At 38.0% G+C, this 20,443-nt stretch carries 19 protein-coding genes and 1 pseudogene; 2 read left to right on the plus strand and 18 right to left on the minus strand.

Annotated elements, in window-relative coordinates; all coding sequences use genetic code 11:
- Nucleotides 1-57: 57 nt before the first annotated feature.
- From lpxB to bioD, 5 genes and pseudogenes are all read right to left on the minus strand, one after another.
- Nucleotides 58-1,104 (minus strand): lipid-A-disaccharide synthase, encoded by a 1,047-nt coding sequence (gene lpxB / locus CCAL9328_RS01880; RefSeq protein WP_169999879.1) that lies wholly within the window; start codon nucleotides 1,102-1,104, stop codon nucleotides 58-60.
- A gap of 49 nt (nucleotides 1,105-1,153) precedes the next feature.
- The gene (locus CCAL9328_RS01885) at nucleotides 1,154-2,734 is read right to left on the minus strand and encodes a peptide MFS transporter (RefSeq protein ID WP_169999880.1); all 1,581 of its coding nucleotides are present in this window, start codon (nucleotides 2,732-2,734) and stop codon (nucleotides 1,154-1,156) included.
- A gap of 37 nt (nucleotides 2,735-2,771) precedes the next feature.
- Nucleotides 2,772-3,926 (minus strand): annotated as a pseudogene (gene bioA / locus CCAL9328_RS01890) (adenosylmethionine--8-amino-7-oxononanoate transaminase); the annotation flags it as partial.
- Between the two features lie 12 nt (nucleotides 3,927-3,938).
- A complete protein-coding gene (locus tag CCAL9328_RS11250) occupies nucleotides 3,939-4,115 on the minus strand; it encodes a hypothetical protein (protein WP_349304183.1) in 177 nt (58 codons plus the stop codon).
- Nucleotides 4,108-4,791 carry a dethiobiotin synthase gene (gene bioD, locus CCAL9328_RS01895; protein WP_169999881.1) on the minus strand — a complete coding sequence of 228 codons (684 nt, stop codon included), beginning with the start codon at nucleotides 4,789-4,791 and terminating at the stop codon, nucleotides 4,108-4,110. Before bioD ends, CCAL9328_RS11250 begins: the two co-directional genes overlap by 8 nt.
- Before the next feature lie 116 nt (nucleotides 4,792-4,907).
- Between bioD and surE the strand changes: the two genes are divergently transcribed.
- A complete protein-coding gene (gene surE, locus CCAL9328_RS01900) occupies nucleotides 4,908-5,684 on the plus strand; it encodes a 5'/3'-nucleotidase SurE (RefSeq protein ID WP_169999882.1) in 777 nt (258 codons plus the stop codon).
- 12 nt (nucleotides 5,685-5,696) lie between these two features.
- Complete coding sequence (locus CCAL9328_RS01905; protein WP_169999883.1) at nucleotides 5,697-6,347, plus strand: tRNA threonylcarbamoyladenosine dehydratase; 651 nt, start codon at nucleotides 5,697-5,699, stop codon at nucleotides 6,345-6,347.
- On the opposite strand, the gene CCAL9328_RS01910 is transcribed toward CCAL9328_RS01905, so the two are convergent.
- The 13 genes from CCAL9328_RS01910 to fdh3B form a co-directional block, all read right to left on the minus strand.
- Nucleotides 6,348-6,917 carry a MotE family protein gene (locus CCAL9328_RS01910; RefSeq protein ID WP_169936735.1) on the minus strand — a complete coding sequence of 190 codons (570 nt, stop codon included), beginning with the start codon at nucleotides 6,915-6,917 and terminating at the stop codon, nucleotides 6,348-6,350.
- Nucleotides 6,910-7,356: a flagellar export protein FliJ gene (locus CCAL9328_RS01915; protein ID WP_169936737.1), complete on the minus strand. Its 447-nt coding sequence runs from the start codon at nucleotides 7,354-7,356 to the stop codon at nucleotides 6,910-6,912. The genes CCAL9328_RS01910 and CCAL9328_RS01915 overlap by 8 nt, the downstream gene beginning before the upstream one ends.
- Nucleotides 7,353-8,603 (minus strand): adenylosuccinate synthase, encoded by a 1,251-nt coding sequence (locus tag CCAL9328_RS01920; RefSeq protein WP_169936739.1) that lies wholly within the window; start codon nucleotides 8,601-8,603, stop codon nucleotides 7,353-7,355. Before CCAL9328_RS01920 ends, CCAL9328_RS01915 begins: the two co-directional genes overlap by 4 nt.
- A gap of 12 nt (nucleotides 8,604-8,615) precedes the next feature.
- Nucleotides 8,616-9,479 (minus strand): ATP phosphoribosyltransferase regulatory subunit, encoded by an 864-nt coding sequence (locus CCAL9328_RS01925; protein WP_169936741.1) that lies wholly within the window; start codon nucleotides 9,477-9,479, stop codon nucleotides 8,616-8,618.
- An 11-nt stretch (nucleotides 9,480-9,490) separates the two neighbouring features.
- Nucleotides 9,491-13,591 (minus strand): EAL domain-containing protein, encoded by a 4,101-nt coding sequence (locus tag CCAL9328_RS01930; protein WP_169999884.1) that lies wholly within the window; start codon nucleotides 13,589-13,591, stop codon nucleotides 9,491-9,493.
- A gap of 95 nt (nucleotides 13,592-13,686) precedes the next feature.
- Nucleotides 13,687-14,712, minus strand: a complete 1,026-nt coding sequence (gene selD / locus CCAL9328_RS01935; protein ID WP_169999921.1) for a selenide, water dikinase SelD — start codon at nucleotides 14,710-14,712, stop codon at nucleotides 13,687-13,689.
- Nucleotides 14,712-15,311, minus strand: a complete 600-nt coding sequence (gene yedF, locus CCAL9328_RS01940) for a sulfurtransferase-like selenium metabolism protein YedF (protein ID WP_169999885.1) — start codon at nucleotides 15,309-15,311, stop codon at nucleotides 14,712-14,714. The genes selD and yedF overlap by 1 nt, the downstream gene beginning before the upstream one ends.
- Nucleotides 15,312-15,368: 57 nt before the next feature.
- On the minus strand, nucleotides 15,369-16,457 hold the full coding sequence (locus tag CCAL9328_RS01945) for a methyl-accepting chemotaxis protein (RefSeq protein WP_169936747.1): 1,089 nt from the start codon (nucleotides 16,455-16,457) through the stop codon (nucleotides 15,369-15,371).
- Nucleotides 16,458-16,571: 114 nt separating this feature from the next.
- The gene (locus CCAL9328_RS01950) at nucleotides 16,572-16,757 is read right to left on the minus strand and encodes a sodium-dependent tyrosine transporter (protein ID WP_169936749.1); all 186 of its coding nucleotides are present in this window, start codon (nucleotides 16,755-16,757) and stop codon (nucleotides 16,572-16,574) included.
- Between the two features lie 542 nt (nucleotides 16,758-17,299).
- The gene (locus CCAL9328_RS01955; protein ID WP_169936751.1) at nucleotides 17,300-18,040 is read right to left on the minus strand and encodes a winged helix-turn-helix domain-containing protein; all 741 of its coding nucleotides are present in this window, start codon (nucleotides 18,038-18,040) and stop codon (nucleotides 17,300-17,302) included.
- Nucleotides 18,033-18,812, minus strand: a complete 780-nt coding sequence (gene fdhD, locus CCAL9328_RS01960; protein WP_169999886.1) for a formate dehydrogenase accessory sulfurtransferase FdhD — start codon at nucleotides 18,810-18,812, stop codon at nucleotides 18,033-18,035. The genes CCAL9328_RS01955 and fdhD overlap by 8 nt, the downstream gene beginning before the upstream one ends.
- A 51-nt stretch (nucleotides 18,813-18,863) precedes the next feature.
- A complete protein-coding gene (locus CCAL9328_RS01965; RefSeq protein ID WP_169936756.1) occupies nucleotides 18,864-19,808 on the minus strand; it encodes a formate dehydrogenase subunit gamma in 945 nt (314 codons plus the stop codon).
- On the minus strand, nucleotides 19,805-20,437 hold the full coding sequence (gene fdh3B, locus CCAL9328_RS01970; protein WP_169999887.1) for a formate dehydrogenase FDH3 subunit beta: 633 nt from the start codon (nucleotides 20,435-20,437) through the stop codon (nucleotides 19,805-19,807). Before fdh3B ends, CCAL9328_RS01965 begins: the two co-directional genes overlap by 4 nt.
- Between the last annotated feature and the right edge of the window lie 6 nt (nucleotides 20,438-20,443).

The following is a 20,443-nucleotide window of genomic DNA, read 5'->3' on the forward strand; positions in this document are numbered from 1 at the left end:
TTAATTATTTTAATAACAAATTATGATTTTTAAATTTAATTACAGATAATTTTGTAATCACTCTTGCCGACTTGGCATTAAAAATTTCGCTACATTTACACTTGAGCCGTGCTTTAGGTATGCTCTAAGTTCGTTACAGCCAGTTAAAAATTTATCTTTATCACAATTTTTGTAAGCATTTAGCAAATTTAAAGCACTTACTTGCTCTTGTATAAGCTCGTCATGAAGTGCGCCTTTGCCCATAAAGTCATACATAATGTTTGCAAGTCCTGCGTATTTTACTTTTACAAGTTTGCGCGCTAGCCAAACATCTATCGCTTTTGCCTTATAGCAAAGCACAAAAGGAGTGCCTATAAGTGCGGCTTCAAGTGTTGCAGTCCCGGAACACACAAAAGCAAATTCACTTTCATAAAGTGCCTTTGGAGCTTCATTTACTATGTTAAATTCGCTCACGTCACCGTAAAGCTCAGCTACCTTATCTATTAAAAAAGGAGGAATAACAAGAAGTTTTTCTTTATCTTTTATATCTTTTGCAACCTCACGGTAAATAGGCATCAACCTAATTATCTCGGAGCGTCTTGAACCTGGCAGAAAGGCGATCTTACTGCTATTTATCAGCTTTTCTTTTTTAAATTTAAGCTCATCTAAAAGTGGGTGTCCCACATAAACTGCGCGAGAGTAAAATTTTTCGTCAAAGGGTAAGATCGAGGCTAGATTATCACAAAATTTCTCGACTTTTTCCACGCGTTTTGGTTTCCAAGCCCAAACTTGCGGCAGTATGTAGTATGTGATCGGTGCTTTAACCCCGGCCTCTCTCATGGCTTTTGCTAAAGGCAGGTTAAAGGCAGGGCTGTCTATAAGTAGCACCGCATTGGCGGTTTTGGCTAGTTTTACCATCTGCTTTATGGCTCTTTTTGCTTTAAATATAAGCGGCAAAACCTCCACAAAACCCATCGCAGAAAATTCGGAACTTTTCATAAAAGGAGTACCGAATTTTTCATCAAATATGCCTAAAATTTCAGAGCCTAATGTGTGTTTAAGCACCTCGCCTAAATGCAAATTCGCAGACGGCTCAAGCGCTGAAACTAAAATTTTTCTACTCATTTTTATCCATAGTTTTTTAGTAGATTATAGCTTGTTTAACTTAAAAAATTTAACAAGCTCTCGCATTTGTCCTATCCATGGCCCGACAAATCGCAAAAAGCAACACTCCTGCACCAAAACAAAGTATAAAAAATAATATAAAAAAATGAAAAAGTGTTGAAATTTCATAACCAAAAATTTGAGGATACGAGCTTGGCAAGTTATTTGCCTTTAAAATTTCAAGTGTTACCTCTGAAATTTCAGCCCTTTGGTTTAAAATTTCTTTTAAATTTATACCAAGTTCGCTTGCTTTTATGAATTTGTCGGCTGTTGGAGGAAGAAGTGAGGCTAAAGTGCCAGATAGTGCGTAACCTGTGGCATTTGCAAGGTAAAATATACCAAAAATAAGTCCCAAAAGTCTCTTTGGGGAAAGCTTTGCTACAAGAGCAAAACCGATAGGTGAAACCAAAAGTTCGGCACAAGTATGCATAAAATAAAGCAAAATAAACCATCTTATATGAAGCAGCTCATCACCCAAATCGCGAACATTTAAAGCTATGATAAGATAGCTAACACCCATCAAGCAAAGCCCCAAAGCTTGCTTATAAAGTCCGTTTGGCTCCAAATTTTTACGTCCCAGCTTTATGTAAAATGCCGAGAAAACAAAACTGAGCACAAGCACAAAAAGCGGGTTAAACATACTTATCATAGAAGGAGGGATGTCAAAACCAAGCAAATTTCTATCCATTTGGTTGTTTGCTATAAATGTTAGCGACGAGCCTATTTGCTCAAAACTCGCCCAAAAAAAGACGATAAACACAGCACTTATAAAGATAGTGATGATATTTTTTCTCTCATCCTTACTGATGCTTTCATCAAGCAAAACATAAAAACCAAGTGAGATACCAAAGGCATAAATAGTCGGATAAAGGTAGCTTTTAACAATATTTGCACCGCTTGAAAAATAGCTAATAACCGCAAAAATAAGCACAAAGACAAATAACGAAACAAGTGCGTTTTTAAGATCAAATCTTATACCATCACTAACCTTTGGCGTGAAATTTTCATCATTTTTACAAAATACAACAAAGACCAAAAGTCCGATACTCATAGCAACAAAAGCCGACAAAAAGCCAAATTTAAATGCAGATACATCACGAACTCCGTTAACAACGACATCTCCAAAGTAAGGCACGATAAACGATCCAAGAAGTACGCCCAAATTTAAAAAGAAGTAGTATGAACTAAAAACAGCGTCCATACTTACGTTCCTAGGTGCTTTTATGCTTAAAAGTGCCGTTATACTAGGCTTAAAAAAGCCGTTGCCACACATAACCAAAACAGCACCACAAAGCGTAAGCCAAGCACCGCCAAAACTACTGGCATTTGCATAAAAAAACAGCTGCGCTACCGTAAGTAAAGCACACCCGATAATCACGCTTTTATGATATCCTAAAAATTTATCCGCCAAAAAACCGCCAATGATAGGAGTAAGGTAACTAAGAGCCAAAAAGGCACCATAGTATATGGCTGCATCTGTTTCGCTAACGGCTAAAAAGTGCACCAAAAAAAGTGCAAATATCGCGCGCATACCGTAAAAGTTAAATTTCTCCCACATCTCCGTAGAAAACAAAACCCAAATTTTTTTCAAACCTATCCCTTTAAAAAACAATACTCGTTTTTGCGTGTTATCCTAAAATTTCTCTTATGCTTTTTTCGCACAAAGCCACTGCTTTTTCACACTCTTCTTGTGTGATATTTAGCGGAGGGTTAAAATATATAACATCTCCCAATGGACGTAATAATAGTCCGTTTTTAAGAGCTTTTTTATAAATTTCATATCCAACTCGCCTGCTTGCCTTAAATGCTTGCTTCAGGCTTTTATCCTCTACAAGCTCGATAGCATTTATAAGACCTATTTGCCTTATCTCGCCGACATTTTTATGTCCTAGTAACACTTTGCTTAGTGTTTCGTTTAAAAATTTAGCCGTTTTATTTGCTCGTGTTAAAACATCATCGTTTTCAATAATATCTAGAACCGCTAAAGCCGCCGCACAACCAAGTGGGTTACCGCTATAAGTATGTGAGTGCATGAAAGCCTTGCCTTCACTATAAGGAGCATAGAATGCATCATAAATTTTTTGCGTAGTCGCAGTGATAGACATAGGCATATAGCCCCCCGTTAGACCCTTACTAAGTGTCATGATGTCAGGACTTACCCCGGCATGATCAAATGCAAACATCTTGCCCGTCCTACCAAAACCAGTAGCGATCTCATCGGCGATAAGAAGCACGTCGTAAGCGTCGCAAATTTCACGAAGCTTTTTAAGATAAAGCGCAGGGTAAATTCTCATGCCAGCAGCACCTTGCACTAGCGGCTCGATAATGATGGCGGCCGTTTCATGCCCGTGTTTTTCAAACTCCTCTTTTGCGTGACAAAAGCACTCGCAAGAGCAGCTTTGACGAGTTAGACCAAATTCGCAACGATAACAATCAGGCGACTTTATACGTATCACATCCATTAACATAGGTTTATAAATTTTTGCATACAAGTCCATAGTTCCCACGCTTAATGCACCTATAGTTTCTCCGTGATATCCCTCCTCAAGGCACATAAAACGGGTTTTGTTTGGTTTACCCGTTTGGTAATGATACTGAAAGGCCATCTTAAGTGCGCTCTCGACAGCCGAGCTCCCGTTATCGCTGAAATTTAACTTCACAAGCCCTTTTGGCAAAATTTCAACAAGTCGTGATGATAAATTTATCGCGCTTTCGTGAGTAAAATTTGCAAATATCACGTGCTCAAGCCTATCAAGTTGCACTTTAATTGCTTCATTTATGCGCTCGTTTGAGTGTCATAAAAGGTTGCACCACCAAGAACTTATGATGTCAATATACCTCTTATCGTCTTCGTCGTATAAAAATACACCCTTTGCTCTTTTTATAACTATGGGAGGCAAGCTTTCGTAGTCATGCATTTGCGAGCAAGGATGCCAGATGTATTTTAGGTCAAGTTTAGCTAGTTCACTCATATACCGCCGCCAATTTTTTAGAATTTATACAGTTTTCTTGCCCTTGTTTTGTGATAGTAAAAAGCACCGGAAGAGCGCAAAGCTCTTGTATCATAAATTTATTATCGATATGGATTTGGTTGCTTTCGTCAAATTTATTTAGCACAAAGCCCTTTTGCTCTATGCCCTCTTCACGCAGGTATTTACTTGTTAGCACTGCCGCATTGATACCGCCAAGTCCTGCATCGGCAACGATTAACACGGGACATTTTAAAGCTTTTATGAGATCTACTTGCATGATCTTAACTTCGTCGTATCTAAGCGGACAGATAGCACCGCCGCAACCCTCAATGCTTAGATACTCATACTCGTTTTTTAGTTCATCAAATTTAGCTAAAATTTTATTTAACTCAGGCGGACTGCCCTCAAATTTGGCAGCTAAGTGCGGAGAAAAAGCTCTTTCATATGCGTAAACATTCATGCTTGTTACATCTTGCTTGGCGCCTGAGATCTCTTTTACAAATTTAACATCACCTACTTCAAGCTCACCGCTAGATGTGCGTAAATTTCCGCTTGCAAGAGGTTTAAAATACCCCGCCTTATAACCCTCTTTAAGCAAAGCCTTTGTTATAAGTCCGCTCACGTAGGTCTTACCTACATCCGTTGCCGTGCCTGTTATAAATAAATTTTTACTCATTTTTAGCCTCTTTAGACTTTAAAAACCAAAATTCTATCAAAAACGTCTTAAAATTTTAAATTTAACCCGTGCTAAATAAAGATGTGATAAAATCGGCAAAATTTAAAAGGACGATATTGAAAGAAATTCTCATAACAAACGATGATGGATTTGAAGCAAGAGGGCTTCATGAGCTTGCTCTTGAGCTTAAAAAACTTCCTGACGTAAATGTAACCATAGTAGCGCCAAGTGCCGAAAAATCAGCCTGCGCACACTCTCTAACCCTCACAAAACCACTTAGATTTATAAAACTTGATGATGGATTTTTCAAGCTTGACGACGCAACGCCTAGCGACTGCGTATATCTTGCACTTCATGCACTTTATGCCAAAAAACCAGACCTCATAATCTCAGGCATAAACCACGGAGCAAATTTAGGAGAGGACATAACATACTCTGGAACGTGCGGTGCAGCCATGGAAGGGGTTTTGCAAGGTGTTAAAAGTATCGCATTTTCACAGTTTTATCAAAACGATAGCATAGATGTTTTAGGCTTTGACCTTGCAAGAGAAGTGGTAAAATTTATCGTTTCAAAGGTATTAAATAATGAAATTTCGCTTCCTCCAAGACAGTTTTTAAATGTAAATATCCCTGCCGTAAGCTCTAAGAATTTCAAAGGTTACGCTGTCGTTCCGGTTGGAAACCGCACCTATGCAACAAGTGCCAGTCTAAATCGCAACCCACGAGGAGTGGAGTATTACTGGCTTGGAAACGCCGCGCTTGATTATATAGACAGCACTCAAAAAACCGACCTAAGCGAGATAAATGCAGGTTTTGCAACCATAACTCCAATCATGCTTGATATGACGGCACACGATAGCCTAGAACACTTAAGAGCAAATTTAAATGTTTAAGCAAGGACAAAAATGGACAAGATAGATAGATTTACTCGCTCAAGATGGCTCTTTGGTGATGACTTTGAGAAGTTAAAAAATGCTAAAATTTTAATTTGTGGGGTTGGCGGAGTTGGCGGTATATGCGTTGACGCGCTATCTCGCGCTGGAGTTGGCAAGATAGTTATCATCGATAAAGATACCTTTGATATAACAAATCAAAACAGACAAATTTACAGCGAGGCTACAGGCGCTATAAAAGTAGATGAATTTAAAAAACGCTACGAATGCATAGAGGCGATAAATGAGCTTATCACGCCCGAATTTATACAAAATTTTGACTTTAGCGAATTTGACCTTGTTATAGACGCTATTGATGATATGAGCGCAAAAGTCGCCCTAGCGCTAAAGGTTGGCGATAAACTGATCGCTTCGATGGGAGGGGGCAAACGGATAGATGCCACAAAGGTTAAAGTAGCTTCGATTTGGAAAACAAGCGTTGATGCTTTGGCTAGAAAATACCGCTACGAGCTTAGGAAAGCCGGGTTTAACGGGGATTTTGAAGTGGTCTTTTCAACCGAAGAGCCGCGTTGTAAATCACTTGGAAGTTTTATGGGTGTTACGGCGGTTTTTGGACTAAATTTAGCCTCTCTCGCCATTAGAAAAATTTTATCAAAAGCCTAATTACTCGAGTAAGTTTCCAGCCGGTGCATCAAATTTAACATCCTTTGGCTCATCGACAAAGGGTGGTCCTTTTGTTAAAAGGATGGTGATCTCAGACGCAACTTTTGGCTCCATTTTAGCCATAACGGTTGAAATCTTTTTAGGCTCTAAAGCATACATTATCGTTGCGGCCTGAGCCCTACTCATCTGCGATAAAACATCGGCTGCAGACTGATCTTTCATCTTTGCATAAGACTCGCTTACTTTATCCGTAGTCATCGTGCGAAGCTCTTTTAAAATTTCCTCGTTTTGTGCAACTCTTTCATCGATCTCTCTACGTTTTTGATCAACTACTCTCATGGTGGCATTTATGTCCGCTTCTTTTTTGCTAAGTTTTGCCATGGAGCTTTCATAAGCAGCTTGCGTGCTAGCGCGAAACGCCTCAAGAGCCTGGCGCTCCTCATCTATACGCTCAACCTCTTTTAAAATTTCAGCCTTTCTAGCTTCAAAAATTTGTGTGCAATCAACAGGAATATCATAAGCAAAAGTAAATTTCAGACTAACAAAAACTACAAATAAAATCCTAAGCATCAACAACCTCTTTAATAGCCTCGTTTGACCTAGATGCAAATTTCATCACGGCAAACTCATCAAGAGCCGCACTTTGCTCTCTTTGAACTCTTTTTATCTCGGTCTTAAAGTCTTCTTGCTCAAGGTATTTCATTTTTTCATAGTCCAAACTCGCGTTTTTATGCTGGTGGTTTAGATGGATGAGCTCTTTCTTGGCTAGCTCCAAGCGCTCTTTTAGCCCCTTAAGCTCATCTCGCATTATCTTTAAAAGCTCTAAATTTTGTCTCAAGTCGCTTGCGCTACCACTTCTTGGCATGTCAAATTTACTTAATGTTTGAGTAGCAAACAATACGTTGTTCTCGCATGTAACGATATTTGACCTAGCCAGGACAAGTTTGGCTTCGATCTTGTCTAAAACCTGTTTTTTAACGCGAACGACTTGAGTAAATTTACTTTTCATCTGATGATAGTGTCGCTTCTTTCAGGGCTTGTAGAGATAAGTCCTACTTTAACACCCGTTAATGCCTCTATACGCTCGATATAAGCTATCGCATTTTTTGGAAGGTCTTCATATCTTGATATACCCTTAACACTGTCCCAGCCCTCAAGCTCTTCATATATCGGAGTTGCGTTTTCAAGATCTGTCGGAACATAGTCGATAGTTTCGCCGTTATATTGATATGCTTTGCAAATTTTAACAGTTTCAAATCCATCAAGCACGTCAAGTTTCATAAGTGCAAATTTATCTACGGCGTTTAGTCTTGCAGAGTATTTTACACTAACGGCGTCAAACCAACCGCAGCGCCTTCTACGACCGGTTGTAGTGCCAAATTCCTTGCCGATATCACACATATCATCTCCGGCTTTTGTCTTATCCTCGGTAGGAAACGGTCCAAAGCCAACTCTTGTCGTATAAGCCTTTATAACTCCTACAACATCGCCTATCTCTTTTGGGTTTAGTCCAAGTCCCGTGCAAGCGCCGGCACTTATAGTGTTTGAGCTAGTTACGTAAGGATATGTTCCGTGATCGATATCAAGAAGAGTTCCTTGAGCGCCCTCTAATAAAATTTTCTTACCTTCATCGATCGCTTGCCATATAATGCGGGTTGTGTTTGCGATATACGGCTCAAGCACCTCTTTGTATCTTTTTAACTCTTCCAAAAGCTCTTGTCTATCAGGAGTTTTGATACCAAGTGCGTCAAACACGTCTTTGTTTGCCTTAAAATCACGCATAAGCGCCTCACAAAGAGCATCCGGATCTCTTAGCTCACCAACCCTATGTCCCGTGCGGCTTATCTTATCGGCATAAGTAGGTCCGATGCCTTTACCTGTAGTTCCGATAGCCTTATCGCCTTTTAGACGCTCTTTTGCTTGATCGATTAGTCCGTGATGAGCTAAATTTAAATGTGCCTTATCACTTATGTAAAGTCTTCCTCCAAGTTCGTCAAATTGCGCCATTTCGCTTATCAAAACTTCAGGGCTTACAACAACGCCGTTGCCTATTATGTTTATGATATTTTTATGCAAAATTCCGCTTGGCATAAGGTGAAGAGCGTATCTTACGCCATCTACCCAGATCGTATGACCGGCGTTGTGACCGCCTTGAGAGCGACAAACCATATCGTAAGTTTGTGATAGCATATCAACTATCTTACCCTTACCTTCATCTCCCCATTGGATACCGACAACCAAATCAGCTTTTCTCATTTTCCGTCCTTTTTAATCAATTAATTGTTCTATCAATGCATCAGTATAAACAGCAAAGCCACTACTTTGAGCGCCGTCTATTTCGTAGTTTCCACCGCCGGCAAGTATCGAATTTTGGCTTAAAAACCTAAAGAATAACTTATCATAATATCTCATTTTTGAATAATATAGCGGAACTATTCTTAAATTTTCATATTCCGAAGCCTTTGCAAGTTCTTTTAAATTTGTAAGCGGCTTTACAAGCTCTTTTGGCACAATTTTACTTACCTCGTCGATCTCTTCGGGTGATTTTAAAAGAGCTAGGCGATTTAACCAATCAACATCTTGAGCCAAAATTTGCTCTATCTGCCCGCGCTCAAAAACATCTATGGATAAATTTAAAATTTCACATATCGTATGAGGAATTTCTATGTTGCTTACTTGTAATACCGGCTTTAGCCCAAGCTCGCCTAAAAGTTTTGCAACGATCTTTAAGCTGATAGAAAGGTCACTTTCTCCGATAAGTTCAGCACCTATTTGATAAATTTCAGAGCTTGGATAGCGAAAAACAGGCTGTATATAAAACCATTTCTTGCCTTTATCGCTTTTTAGCCTTCGAATCGCTATGCGCACTACGTCTACGGTGCTATCTGCACGCAGACTTATTTGGTGGTTGGCATGATCGCTAAATCTTAAAAGCTGTGTTGCATTTACGCTTAAGTGCTGGTGATAAGAGAAAAAGGGCGTTACCATCTCGCTAAAGCCCTCATCGGTCAAAATTTCACTTGCCTTTTGCTCTATCTCTCTCTTTACTTTTGCGCTTTTACCAAAATAAAGTCTACTTCCGATAGGAATTTCATGTTCATAGACATTTAAATTTTGTGTGTTTTCTCTCATTGCTTCCTCGTTTATAAATTTAAGTTCTCATCACATATTAAGCTTACTTCTTGAGCCAGTTGTATGGCGCTGGCTTCGTCGTTTGCTTCAAGCGCCGATATGAGTTTTTCTCTAATATCCATATAAATTTCATTTGTAGCTTTTAGTTTTTTGCTTATATCATCTTTTAAGATATCAAACTCAAAGTCACCCCTTATCGTCTCATCGCCAGTTAAATATAAGATGATATCGTTTGCATAACTTTTTAACTCAATATAATCCCTTAATCTTTCAAACTCACTATCGCTTATATACTCTTGTTTAACGTCATCGTCAAGTCCCTTAAATTCAAACCTCAACGCCTCATCAAGTCTTAACGGTTTTGTAAAGTAATTACCCTGGAAACACTCGTAGCCAAATCCTATAAGCGTTTCTAACATGCGTTTGTTTTCGATATTTTTTATAGTTACTTCGCGATGAAGCATATTTGAAATTTGTCTTACCATTCTTAAAATAACGATCGCACCTTTTGAGGCAAACATGCGAACAGTAAGTCTTTTGTCGGTTTTAAATCTCTCTATAGGCAATACACTCAAAGCTTCAAGCGAACTAGCACGAGAAGCAAAATCATCAAGCGAGAAATTTATCCCGTAACGCTTATATCTCTTTAAAATTTTAGAAGCTATCGGCAAATTCTCAACCGTGTTTGAGTCAACGATCTCGACTATAAGCATGCTAGTATCAAGCTTGTTGTCGCTTTCAACCAAGGCTTCAAATTTATTAAAAAACTCATCACTGCAAAGCTGCTCTATGCCCAAATTTACACATACTTTTATGTTTTTGCCGTTTTTATTCCACAGTGCGCAAGCATCTAGGGCTTTTCTAATGGCAAACAGCGCGATATCATCAAGGATGTATTGTTTTTTTATAAGAGGTAAGAAGCTATCAGGATAGCATATCTCGCCGCCGTTGTTCCAACGTATAAGCGCCTCATATCTTACAACTTGTTTTGTTTTGATATTAACTTCAGGTTGATACTCGATAAAGAATTCGTTGTTTGCAAGGGCTTTTGAAATTTTAAGTCCATCTTCGTATTGGTTTTTGAAATTTCTATCTTTTTTAACATCAAAGATATAATACCTGCCTTTTCCGGCAAGTTTTGCCTGATACATCGCCCAGTCAGCTTGCTCTAGCAAGTCATCTCCGCTTACGTTGTTCTCTTCGCTTCGCATGCTAACACCGATACTTGCGCTTACTTTTATATGACCGCCGTTATGTTCTATGTTTTCAGACGCGATACGAAGCATGTTTTGCACCATCTCGTAGACTTCGCCCTTTTTCTCATAAGGGATAAGTGCAACAAATTCATCTCCGCCTATCCTTGAGAGCATATCTTGATCGTCAAAAAGCTTGTTTATCTCGTTAGAAATTTCAAGCAGTAGCTTATCTCCTGTGTGATGACCGTAAGTTTCGTTTATCTCTCTAAAGCCGTCCATATCGATGTAGGCTACGGCTATATTTTTATGTTTTACATTCATCATCTCATCAAGTTTACGAGTGAGCAAAAATCTATTTGGAAGTTTTGTTAAAGGATCGTGATAAGCGATGTATTCAAGATAGTCTTTGTTTGCGGCAAAGTCATTTATAGAAGAGACGATCACAACATAACAAAATACATTTGCGTCATTATCCCTTAGTTCTGAAACATTGACGGTTTCAAGTCTATTTTCGCCGTTTTTATGTCTGCTCCAAATTTTACTCTGTATAGTTCCTTGAGCTTTTACAGCAGGTAAAATTCTATCCTTAAACTCAACCCCTTTTATCTCAGAGATATTTTTGCTAAGAACCTCTTCTTGCTCGTGTCCGGACATATTTAAAAACGCTTCATTGGCGTCTATGATGTTAAAATTTAGATCAATTATAGCTATGCCATCTTTTGCGTATGAAAAAACAGAAGACAACATCTGCTGATATATCAAGAACTGCTGGTCTTTCATGATATTTCTAAAGACGCCGTTTATGATAAGAGGCTTGCCGTCATCGCTAAATTCTAAATTTTTGCCTCGCATATTTATCCAAACTACGCTTCTATCTCTGGCATAAAATTTAATATCGCTCATATATGAGCCGTCTTCAAGCTTCATCTCGTCAAAAAAGCTTTCAAAATCATTAACGTAATCAACCGCAAGCTCTCTTATGCACTTAATGTCGATTATCCCCAGGTCGCTTTTAGAGTTATATCCTAACATCTTGGCGAATTCGTCGCTAGTTTGTATCTCCTTGCTTTGTGCATCATAAGTCCATGCCACCGACGATGAAGCCCAAAGAACATTTTTATATTTTTTTATCTCAAGCTCGTATCTATCTTGAAGTTGCTGTTCGTCCGTTAAGTCGCTAAAAGAGTAGACGATCTTACTAATGTCATTGTCGTCATCGAGTATAAATTTAGCATATACTTTAAAAAACAACTTTTTACCATCAGCTGTTATCACGCCCGTGTTTAGCCTTACGCTATCAGAAACATTTTTGTTTAACGTAAATAACCTAATACCTACCTCGATAGCGCTAACAAAATTCATCAAACTCTCTTGAGTGATAAAATTTCTAACATCAAACGAAAAGCTAAATTCCTTATCTTCTGCTATACCTAAAATTTTATTAGTATTATTTGTAAATTGTTTTATCACAAACGGCTCGCTTGCATCAGCGATCATCATCATATTTGGCGAGACAAATATATACTTTTGCAAAATTTCATTTATCTTGCTTTCGTTTTCTACACCGGTAATGTCTCTCATAACAGAAAATGCAAGGCGTTGGTTGTCTATCTCTATATTTGAAACAACCACGCTCATATCGCGTAATTCGCCGTTTTTAAGAAGGTGTTTTGTTTTAAATGGCTTTGAATTTTCTATACTGCTTCTTCTGTCATAAAGCATATCAGCAAATGTCGAGTATACAATGTCCCTGATATTTAAGCTAAGCATCTCCTCCATGCTATATCCGTAAACATCTAACGCCTTGTTGCTTACATTTACGATATCTCCCGTATATGCGTCATATACTATGATATTTAAAAAACTCTGTTCAAACACATATCCAAAGCGTTTTTTATACGCCTCAAGAGCCATCTTAGCTTCATCAAGCTCTTTGTAAAGATCCGTTATGCCGTCGTTTATGGCTAGGATATCACCTGTGATATTTTGCGTATCTAGCTTATTTTTTTTATTTGATAAAAACCTAACAAGTTCGCCCAGCGGGGCTAGAAAGTCATTTCTAATATACTTTATATCTTTTATCCACAAAAAGATAAAAGCAATAAAGCTTATAAAACTTATAGATAAAAGTATCGCTTGATAAAGTATCTCACCGTGTTTTGTAGATCTTGATATAACAAAAATTTTATACGCCTCGATATAGCTTATCGTTTCGTATCTCATCTGTGTTAGTGAAAATATACCTCTTGTGTTGCCAAATTCCTCGCCAAATTTTATATAAGCATCATATCTGTCTTTATCGTATGTTTGGGCAAAATTGCTTGTTAGTAAATTTCCGTTTCTATCAACAACATATGCTATATCGTTGCTTTGACTTAAAGCGTTATTTAGGCTTAAATTTAAAAGCTTTAGATCTATCTGAACGATAATCTTCTTGCCGTTATTTAGCTCGTATGAGGCATATACGGCCTCTAGCGCACCATCTTTATAAAATCTTCTTGAGAGAGAAAAGTATTGAAAATGCGGAAGCTGTATCCAAGGTATATTAAAGCTTTTTAAAGGGGTTGCATCTTCAAATTCACGCTTATACAGCAAATTTGCGTCTTCATCTATAATATAAAACGCGTTATAAAATTCTCGTAGAGTTTTATCGGTTATAAGACTATACTCTTTTTGAAGATCGGAATTTAGAATTTTAGCCTTCATAGCAAGGTCGTCTTCTATGACCCTAAAGTTTCTATTTATGGCGAAATTTATATCGGTGTTTAGCTTTTCAAGATCACGCGCGATATTGCTGTCTTTAAAGCTGATTAAGAAAAAGCAAAGAGCGACAAACGCAACCAATGCGAGTAAATTTTCGATATAAAGTTTTTTTATTACCTGCCAACTTGTTTTGCCGACTATACTTTTTTGCATAAACTTTAAAACCCTTCAGTATTTTAAGTTTGTAAGGATTGATTCTATCAAAACTTTACTTGTTTTAGCATAAGTTGCGCGCTTTTAGTGTCTTTTTAAACCAAATTTATCAGACTTTTCCCACTTTGTCTTGTTTTAACCTCACCAACCACGCTTGTGTAGTCATACCCTACATCCTTTAGTCTATCAAAGGCTTTATTTGCGTCTTTTTCATCCACTGCCAAAAGTAGTCCGCCCGAAGTTTGTGCATCATAAAGCAAAATATCCGCATCGCCGTTTACAAATTTACTTGCAAATTCACGGTTTTTATAGCTGCCTTCAGGCAAAAGTCCGATGTTTGCCATCTCGTAAGCACTCTTTAAGATCGGTATATTTTTAGTATAAATTTCAAACGATATATCATCTCTTCCCATTTCGCTCAAATGCCCCAAAAAGCCAAATCCTGTTACATCCGTAGCTGCATTTACACGAACTTCACTCATCGCACCAACTGCATAGAAATTTAAGTGAGCCATATGAAAAGCAGCCTCTTTTATCTGCTCTAAACCTAAAAATCCACCCTTTATCGCTGTGCTTAAAACACCCATACCAAGCGGTTTTGTTAGGATTAATACATCTCCGACTTTTGCGGTGTTGTTTGCCCAAAATTTCTTTGGATGAACCCTACCGGTAACGCTAAGACCATAATACATCTCATGAGTTGCTATGCTATGTCCGCCGACTATCACGCCACCACACTCTCTCACCTTATCGGCACCGCCGGCCATTATCTCGGTTAAAATTTCCTCGCTTAAGTTGCAACTATCAAAACCAACAATGTTTAAAGCATTGATCACCTGTGCGCCCATGGCAAAAACATCGCTTAACGAATTTGCCGCGGCTATCTGCCCGTAAATAAACGGATCGTTTACCACAGGCGTTATAAAGTCAAGCGTCTGAACAAGCGCCAGGTCTTCGCTTAACTTAAAAACACTAGCATCTTCATTGCTATTTGTTGATGAGATTAAATTTTCGTGAGCTAAATTTAGTGTGCCTATACTTTTGTTTAGACCCGCCGGGTCAAGTTTGGCAGCTCAACCCGCGGCACGAACAAATTTGGTCAGTTGTTTATCGTTATAAATCATAATTTTATCGTATCAAACCTACTTAGTAAATCAGAAACTTCAAAAGCATTTGTTATCTCACCTATGGCTAATTTATCAACTAATCTATAAGCTTCAAGGCAGCTTCCGCAACTAAGAATTTTAACCCCTGCGTTTTCTAGGTCTTTTAATACTTTAAAGCTAACATGTCCGCGATCAGTCGTCATTTTAACGGCGTTATTTACAAGTAAAACCGCATAAGGCTTAGTCTCAACCTGCATAAATGCACCTAAAAATTTTGACAATAAAGTTTCACCAACCGGTCCGCTACCTGTTCTATCTTCGTTAAGATAGATGACTTTTCCTGGTTTTTTACTTACGATCTCACAGCTGTATTCATCTAAATTTACGTCAGAAATTTCGCCGTTTTTTACGGTTTTTATAAGAGTTTCGCCGTTTGCAAGGTCGCTTAGGCTAAATTTTTGATTTTGGTTTTTTAAAAATCTCGATATATTTTCGCGTGGGGCAAGCGAATTTACCAAGATTTCAAGCTCTTCGCCGTCTTTTAAGCCTTCAATGGCATTTTTAGTTCTAATAACCGGCTCAGGGCACTCTAAATTTCTACAGTCTAATTGCATGTTTTTCCTTTAAAATTTGATTTATTCAAGACTTGAATCTTATTTGTATTTTTAAATTTATCTTCTAGTTTTTCTAACCGCTTCTAGTAAAATTTCAAACCCGTGCTTACTTGAATTTTCAACATCGGCAAGCACGCTAACACCATCTTTTTTGCTACTTTTGTCGCCAAAAAGCGTAACTGCTTTTTGCAACCCTTTATGCACGTTGTCATGATGTTTTGCCACTTCATCTATCACACGAGAGTTGTTTGATAAAATTTGCTTGATATGTTCGCTAAACCACCTGCCAAAACGGCAATTAACATGATCTGACATATCTACTTTTTCGCCGTAAAGAAAGTTCTTATATGCCGATAGTTTTAAATTTATATGATCTATCTTTCCGTTGCTGATATTTATCTCGTTTGTTACGTTCATGGTTTGATTTAGGATATCATCCGTGTTTGTTTTTACATCTTCGATATTGCTTTGAAATTCACCCAAAGTCGTTGAGACCTCTTGCGAAAGACTGATAAATTTCTCCGCTATCTCAGTCATGGAGTTAGCATTTTGTTTAAGTCCGTTTATGTTTACTTCAACCTCTTGAGTCGCCTTTTGCGTTCTTTCGGCAAGCTTTCTAACTTCATCGGCAACCACGGCAAAACCTCGTCCGTGTTCGCCGGCACGAGCAGCCTCGATAGCAGCGTTTAAAGCAAGTAAATTTGTCTGATCGGATATGTCTTTGATTAAATTTATTATCTCAACGATAGAGTCCACACTTGAGTTTAGACTAGAAACATTAGTGTGCAAAACATCGCTTGAGCCTTGCACATCTTGCATTGAATTTACAACCGTTACAACTCTCTCTTGAAGCCCCTTGGTCTTGCCGAAGGTTTCGTTATTTAGGCTATTTACACTACCTAGCATCAAGAGATTTTCCTCCATAGTGCCTTGCAGGAAATTTATACCGTCCGCATAGCTATTTATTAAAAGATCGATAATGTTTTGCTTTAACTTCTCTTTATCGCTTTGTTTATTATCTGCGCTTTTAAGGCTTGAAATTTGGGACTTTAGAGCATCTATTTCATGCTTTAAAGCACTGTTTTCTTCGTTTAAAAGACGCAATTTTTCATTTGTTTCATCCAGTCTTTTGCCACTGCCAAACATGCAAACCTCCTAGAAATTGATATATTTTTATGTATTTTACAATATTTTGTATAAAAGGTAGTATACGGGAGTAAATTTATAAGGATTAATCGGGTCTTTTGCGACCCGACGGGTTTATTTTACGAAATTAGCCTCAAGCCACTTTTGAGCAGCTTCATAGCTTTCAAATTTACCGCTTTTAGCAACTTGTGCAGCGCCTTCATAAAAGCGGATGCGGATGCCGTCTTGGACATTATCTATCTTGACTCTTGTTATGCGATCGGTGTTTAGATACACACGGTCATTTAGCTTAATAAACATACTTTCTCCTTTATATAAATTTCAAACTTATATTACATGATTTTATATATTTAAATGCTTATAAAGCTTGATTTTACGGTATTTGGCTTAAATTTGTTACGAATGTAAATTATGCATTTTAGGCATATAAATCCTGCCGTTTTAGCATAATTTTTAAAGAGTAAATTTAACCAAAATACAAATCATGACGCTACAATAAGCGCGCTGTTTGAAAGTTTACTTTACCTCAAAGCCAAAAACGTAAAATTTAACAGTAAAAAGCGTTAAGAACTGATGAGATGAACGTATTTCAAAAGCCAACGGCTTAAATTTTAACGTTTTTCAAATTATAGTTTTGCCGCTGAAAATGAGTTTCAAAAGCCAACGGCTTAAATTTGGTATCACTCTACCGAAGAATTGGTATTAAAAAAGCATTTTACAAACATCAAGATAAATTTAACTTTTGCGCAAAACTTAAAAATTTTGCCACAAGAAGTCACATTTAGAGCCTAAAAATTTTGAGTTTTCAAACCAGATTTATTGGCTTGGCTTAAAAATTTTAATTATTTTTTGCTAACTCTATCTTTTTGATCATTTAAAAACAGCTCTTTAAAGCGGTTATTTGCATAGTCTTCTATGTCTCTTTGAAGCTGCTTGTATGCATTTATAAGCTCATAAGCACGTGGATTTAACGTAGTTCCGGCACTTCCGCCGCCGCCTTGTTTTGTGTTTACAAGATCTTCGTCTAAATTTTTAGCCAAAATTTGCAAGTGAGTCCAGCATTTTTTATAGTTCATGCCTAAAATTTCAGCCGCTTTTACTATGCTGCCCGATTCCGCTATAACTTCAAGAACTTCAGTTTTTCCCTTGCCAAAGAGCAACTCGCCTTCGCTGTTTTCTATCCAAGTCTTTGTTTTTACGATCATCTTCTTTCCTTTTTTTTCTTTAAAGCAGCCAAGCTGACAGTATTTTACATCGATATTGTAATCACGCAAAGTTGAACGGATCTTTTTCATGCCAACGCCCTTTGCCGCGTCTCTAGCATCTTTGCAAGTTATACGACACTTCTCGTCAAGCATGGGCTGAAGGTTTTTGTATGCCATTACACTACCAAATTCCAAAGGCAACTTGCCAAACTGACCAAGCTCACAAGCGTCTATTTTTACACCCATTTGCGTTGCCGTATCTCCAACAAGAGCAACGTCTACTTGGAGCTTATCGGCTATTTTAAATGCAACTCCGCAGTCAAGCCTACCGTTTTTATTTTTAAATTTTTCTATATATTCTTGCACTTTATCAAGCATAGACACGCTCCGCTCCGCTATAAACGTTTAAATTTTCTCCTCTTACAAAACCGCAAAGAGTTAAGTTAAATCTTCTTGCGATAAGCACACCTAGACTGGTTGGAGCCGTTCTTGAAACAAGCACCGCAATAGAATTTGTAACAGCCTTTACTACCATTTCAGAGCTTAACCTTCCGCTTACCATCAAAATTCCATCTCTTAAATTTGCACCATCCATCACGGCCTTACCTATGGCTTTGTCTATAGTATTATGCTGGGCTATATCTTCGCCTATATAAAATTTATCCCCTATCATGAGTTTTGCGGTATGAACGCAACCTGTCTTTTCATAAAGGTCACACTGGGTGTAAAATTCACCCATTTGCTTTGAAATTTCAGAGTGTTTAAATTTTATATCATTTTGTATAACTTTGGCTTTCATGTTTGCAGGATTTACACTAGCAGTTACACTTCTACCACAACCGCTTATGATCACATTTTCCGTAGTTAAAATGTTTAAACTTCCCTCATCTATACGCGCGGTTATGTTTAATGCTAACTCAGCTTCGTTAAAATCTATATGTTCTATATCAGAGTAAGATTTAATTATATTTTCACTTAAAAGATAACCTATCCCAAGAGCTTCTACGTCTGTAGGTGTTGCCATCATAGAGCCTGCTTTGGCACCGTTAACATTTATATCAAGTTTGATCTCTCTTACAAGTATGTCATCGCATTCGAAACTATCGTTTGACTTAAATTTTGTTATCTTTGTAGTAAAAATAGGTTGCATATTTACCTTTTGAAGAAAAAAGGGCTTTAGAGTAAAGCCCTTTTAAGTGTTTTATTTTAGTTTATCGTAAACTTTCTCGTAGTCAGATACGGGAATTTTATTTTTAGAGACAAGCTCTTGATACCAGTAATGGTGAAGTACATATACCTCTTCTTCTTCTTTGTATCCATTTACCATAGACCAAATAGCTCCATGGATAGCAATAGCTGCCATATAGATGTGAACTAGGAAGAATACCGCACAAACGATACCCAAGATATTATGTATGATTACACTCCAGCGAAGAACTTCGATCTGTGAAATTCCAAGCCAGCCAGCTACCGGAACCGCTTTAAAGTCAAGAAAATACATCGCGGCACCTGTTGCTATCATAACTAAACCGCCAGGTATAGCAACCCAGTACCATGCCTTTTGACCGGCATTAAATTTACCTGCCGGAACAGGACGTTTTTTCTTAGACAAATATCCGCCTACTATGAACATCCAGCGGATATCATAAACCGCAGGAAGCATTCTAATAGTCCAGTAAAATATCATAGGAAATACTGAGATCGTAAAGAAAACAGTAGCGATAACGTGTAAATCTTGCATGAAATTTACAAATGCACCGCCGCCAAATGAGCTACCCCACATCATAATTATACCGGTAGGAACCAATATAACCCATGAAAGAGCAGCAATACCGTGAGAAATTCTCTCAACTATGTCAAACGCATAAACTTTTTTACCGTCGTGGCTAAAGTGTTTTGGACCGATGATTAAAAAGTGCAGGATAAATGCACCAATAACCGCCAAAATAATCGCTACAACGCCGTAAGCAAAGTAGTTATTTCCTTGGATGAATGTAAAAATTTCACCCATTCCGCCTTCGTAACCTTTTATGTTTTCAACTCTACCCGCAGCCCAAACATTACTGTCATACTGATTTGTTCCATCAGGTAAATGCAAAGCAAAAGCACTCATTACACAGGCAATAAAAGCTAATATTACTCTCATATTCTGTCCTTTGTATAATACGCGATTTTCCATGTCGGAGATTCTTTGATGTTTTTAACACCATATCCTCTTGCGCTGACCCGATCAAGATAAATCTGCTCTATTATATCAGATTCTCCCACAAGTAAAGCTTTTGTCGAACACATAGCCGCGCAAACAGGCACTTTTCCTTCTGCTATACGATTTTGACCATACTCTTCAAATTCATGCTCTGAATTTGTTTGGATATTAACACCGCCGGCACACATAGTACATTTATCCATGCTACCTTTTGCACCAAAAACACCCTCTCTAGGGAATTGTGGAGCACCGAAAGGACAAGCATATAAGCAGTAACCGCAACCTATACAAACCTCTTTATCGTGAAGAACGATACCATCAGGACGTATAACAAAGCAGTCAACCGGACAAACAAGCGAACAAGGCGCATCTTCGCAGTGCATACAAGCTATAGACGTAGATACCTCTTTGCCTATAACTCCTTCGTTTAGCGTAATAACACGGCGTCTTCTAACGCCGATAGGAAGCTCGTGAGCCTCATCACATGCGACCGCACAACCGTTGCAGTCAATACAACGGTCGTTGTCACAGTAAAATTTTAGTCTATTATTTTGATTAAATTCGCTCATCATAGT

Source organism: Campylobacter sp. RM9328 (assembly GCF_012978615.1).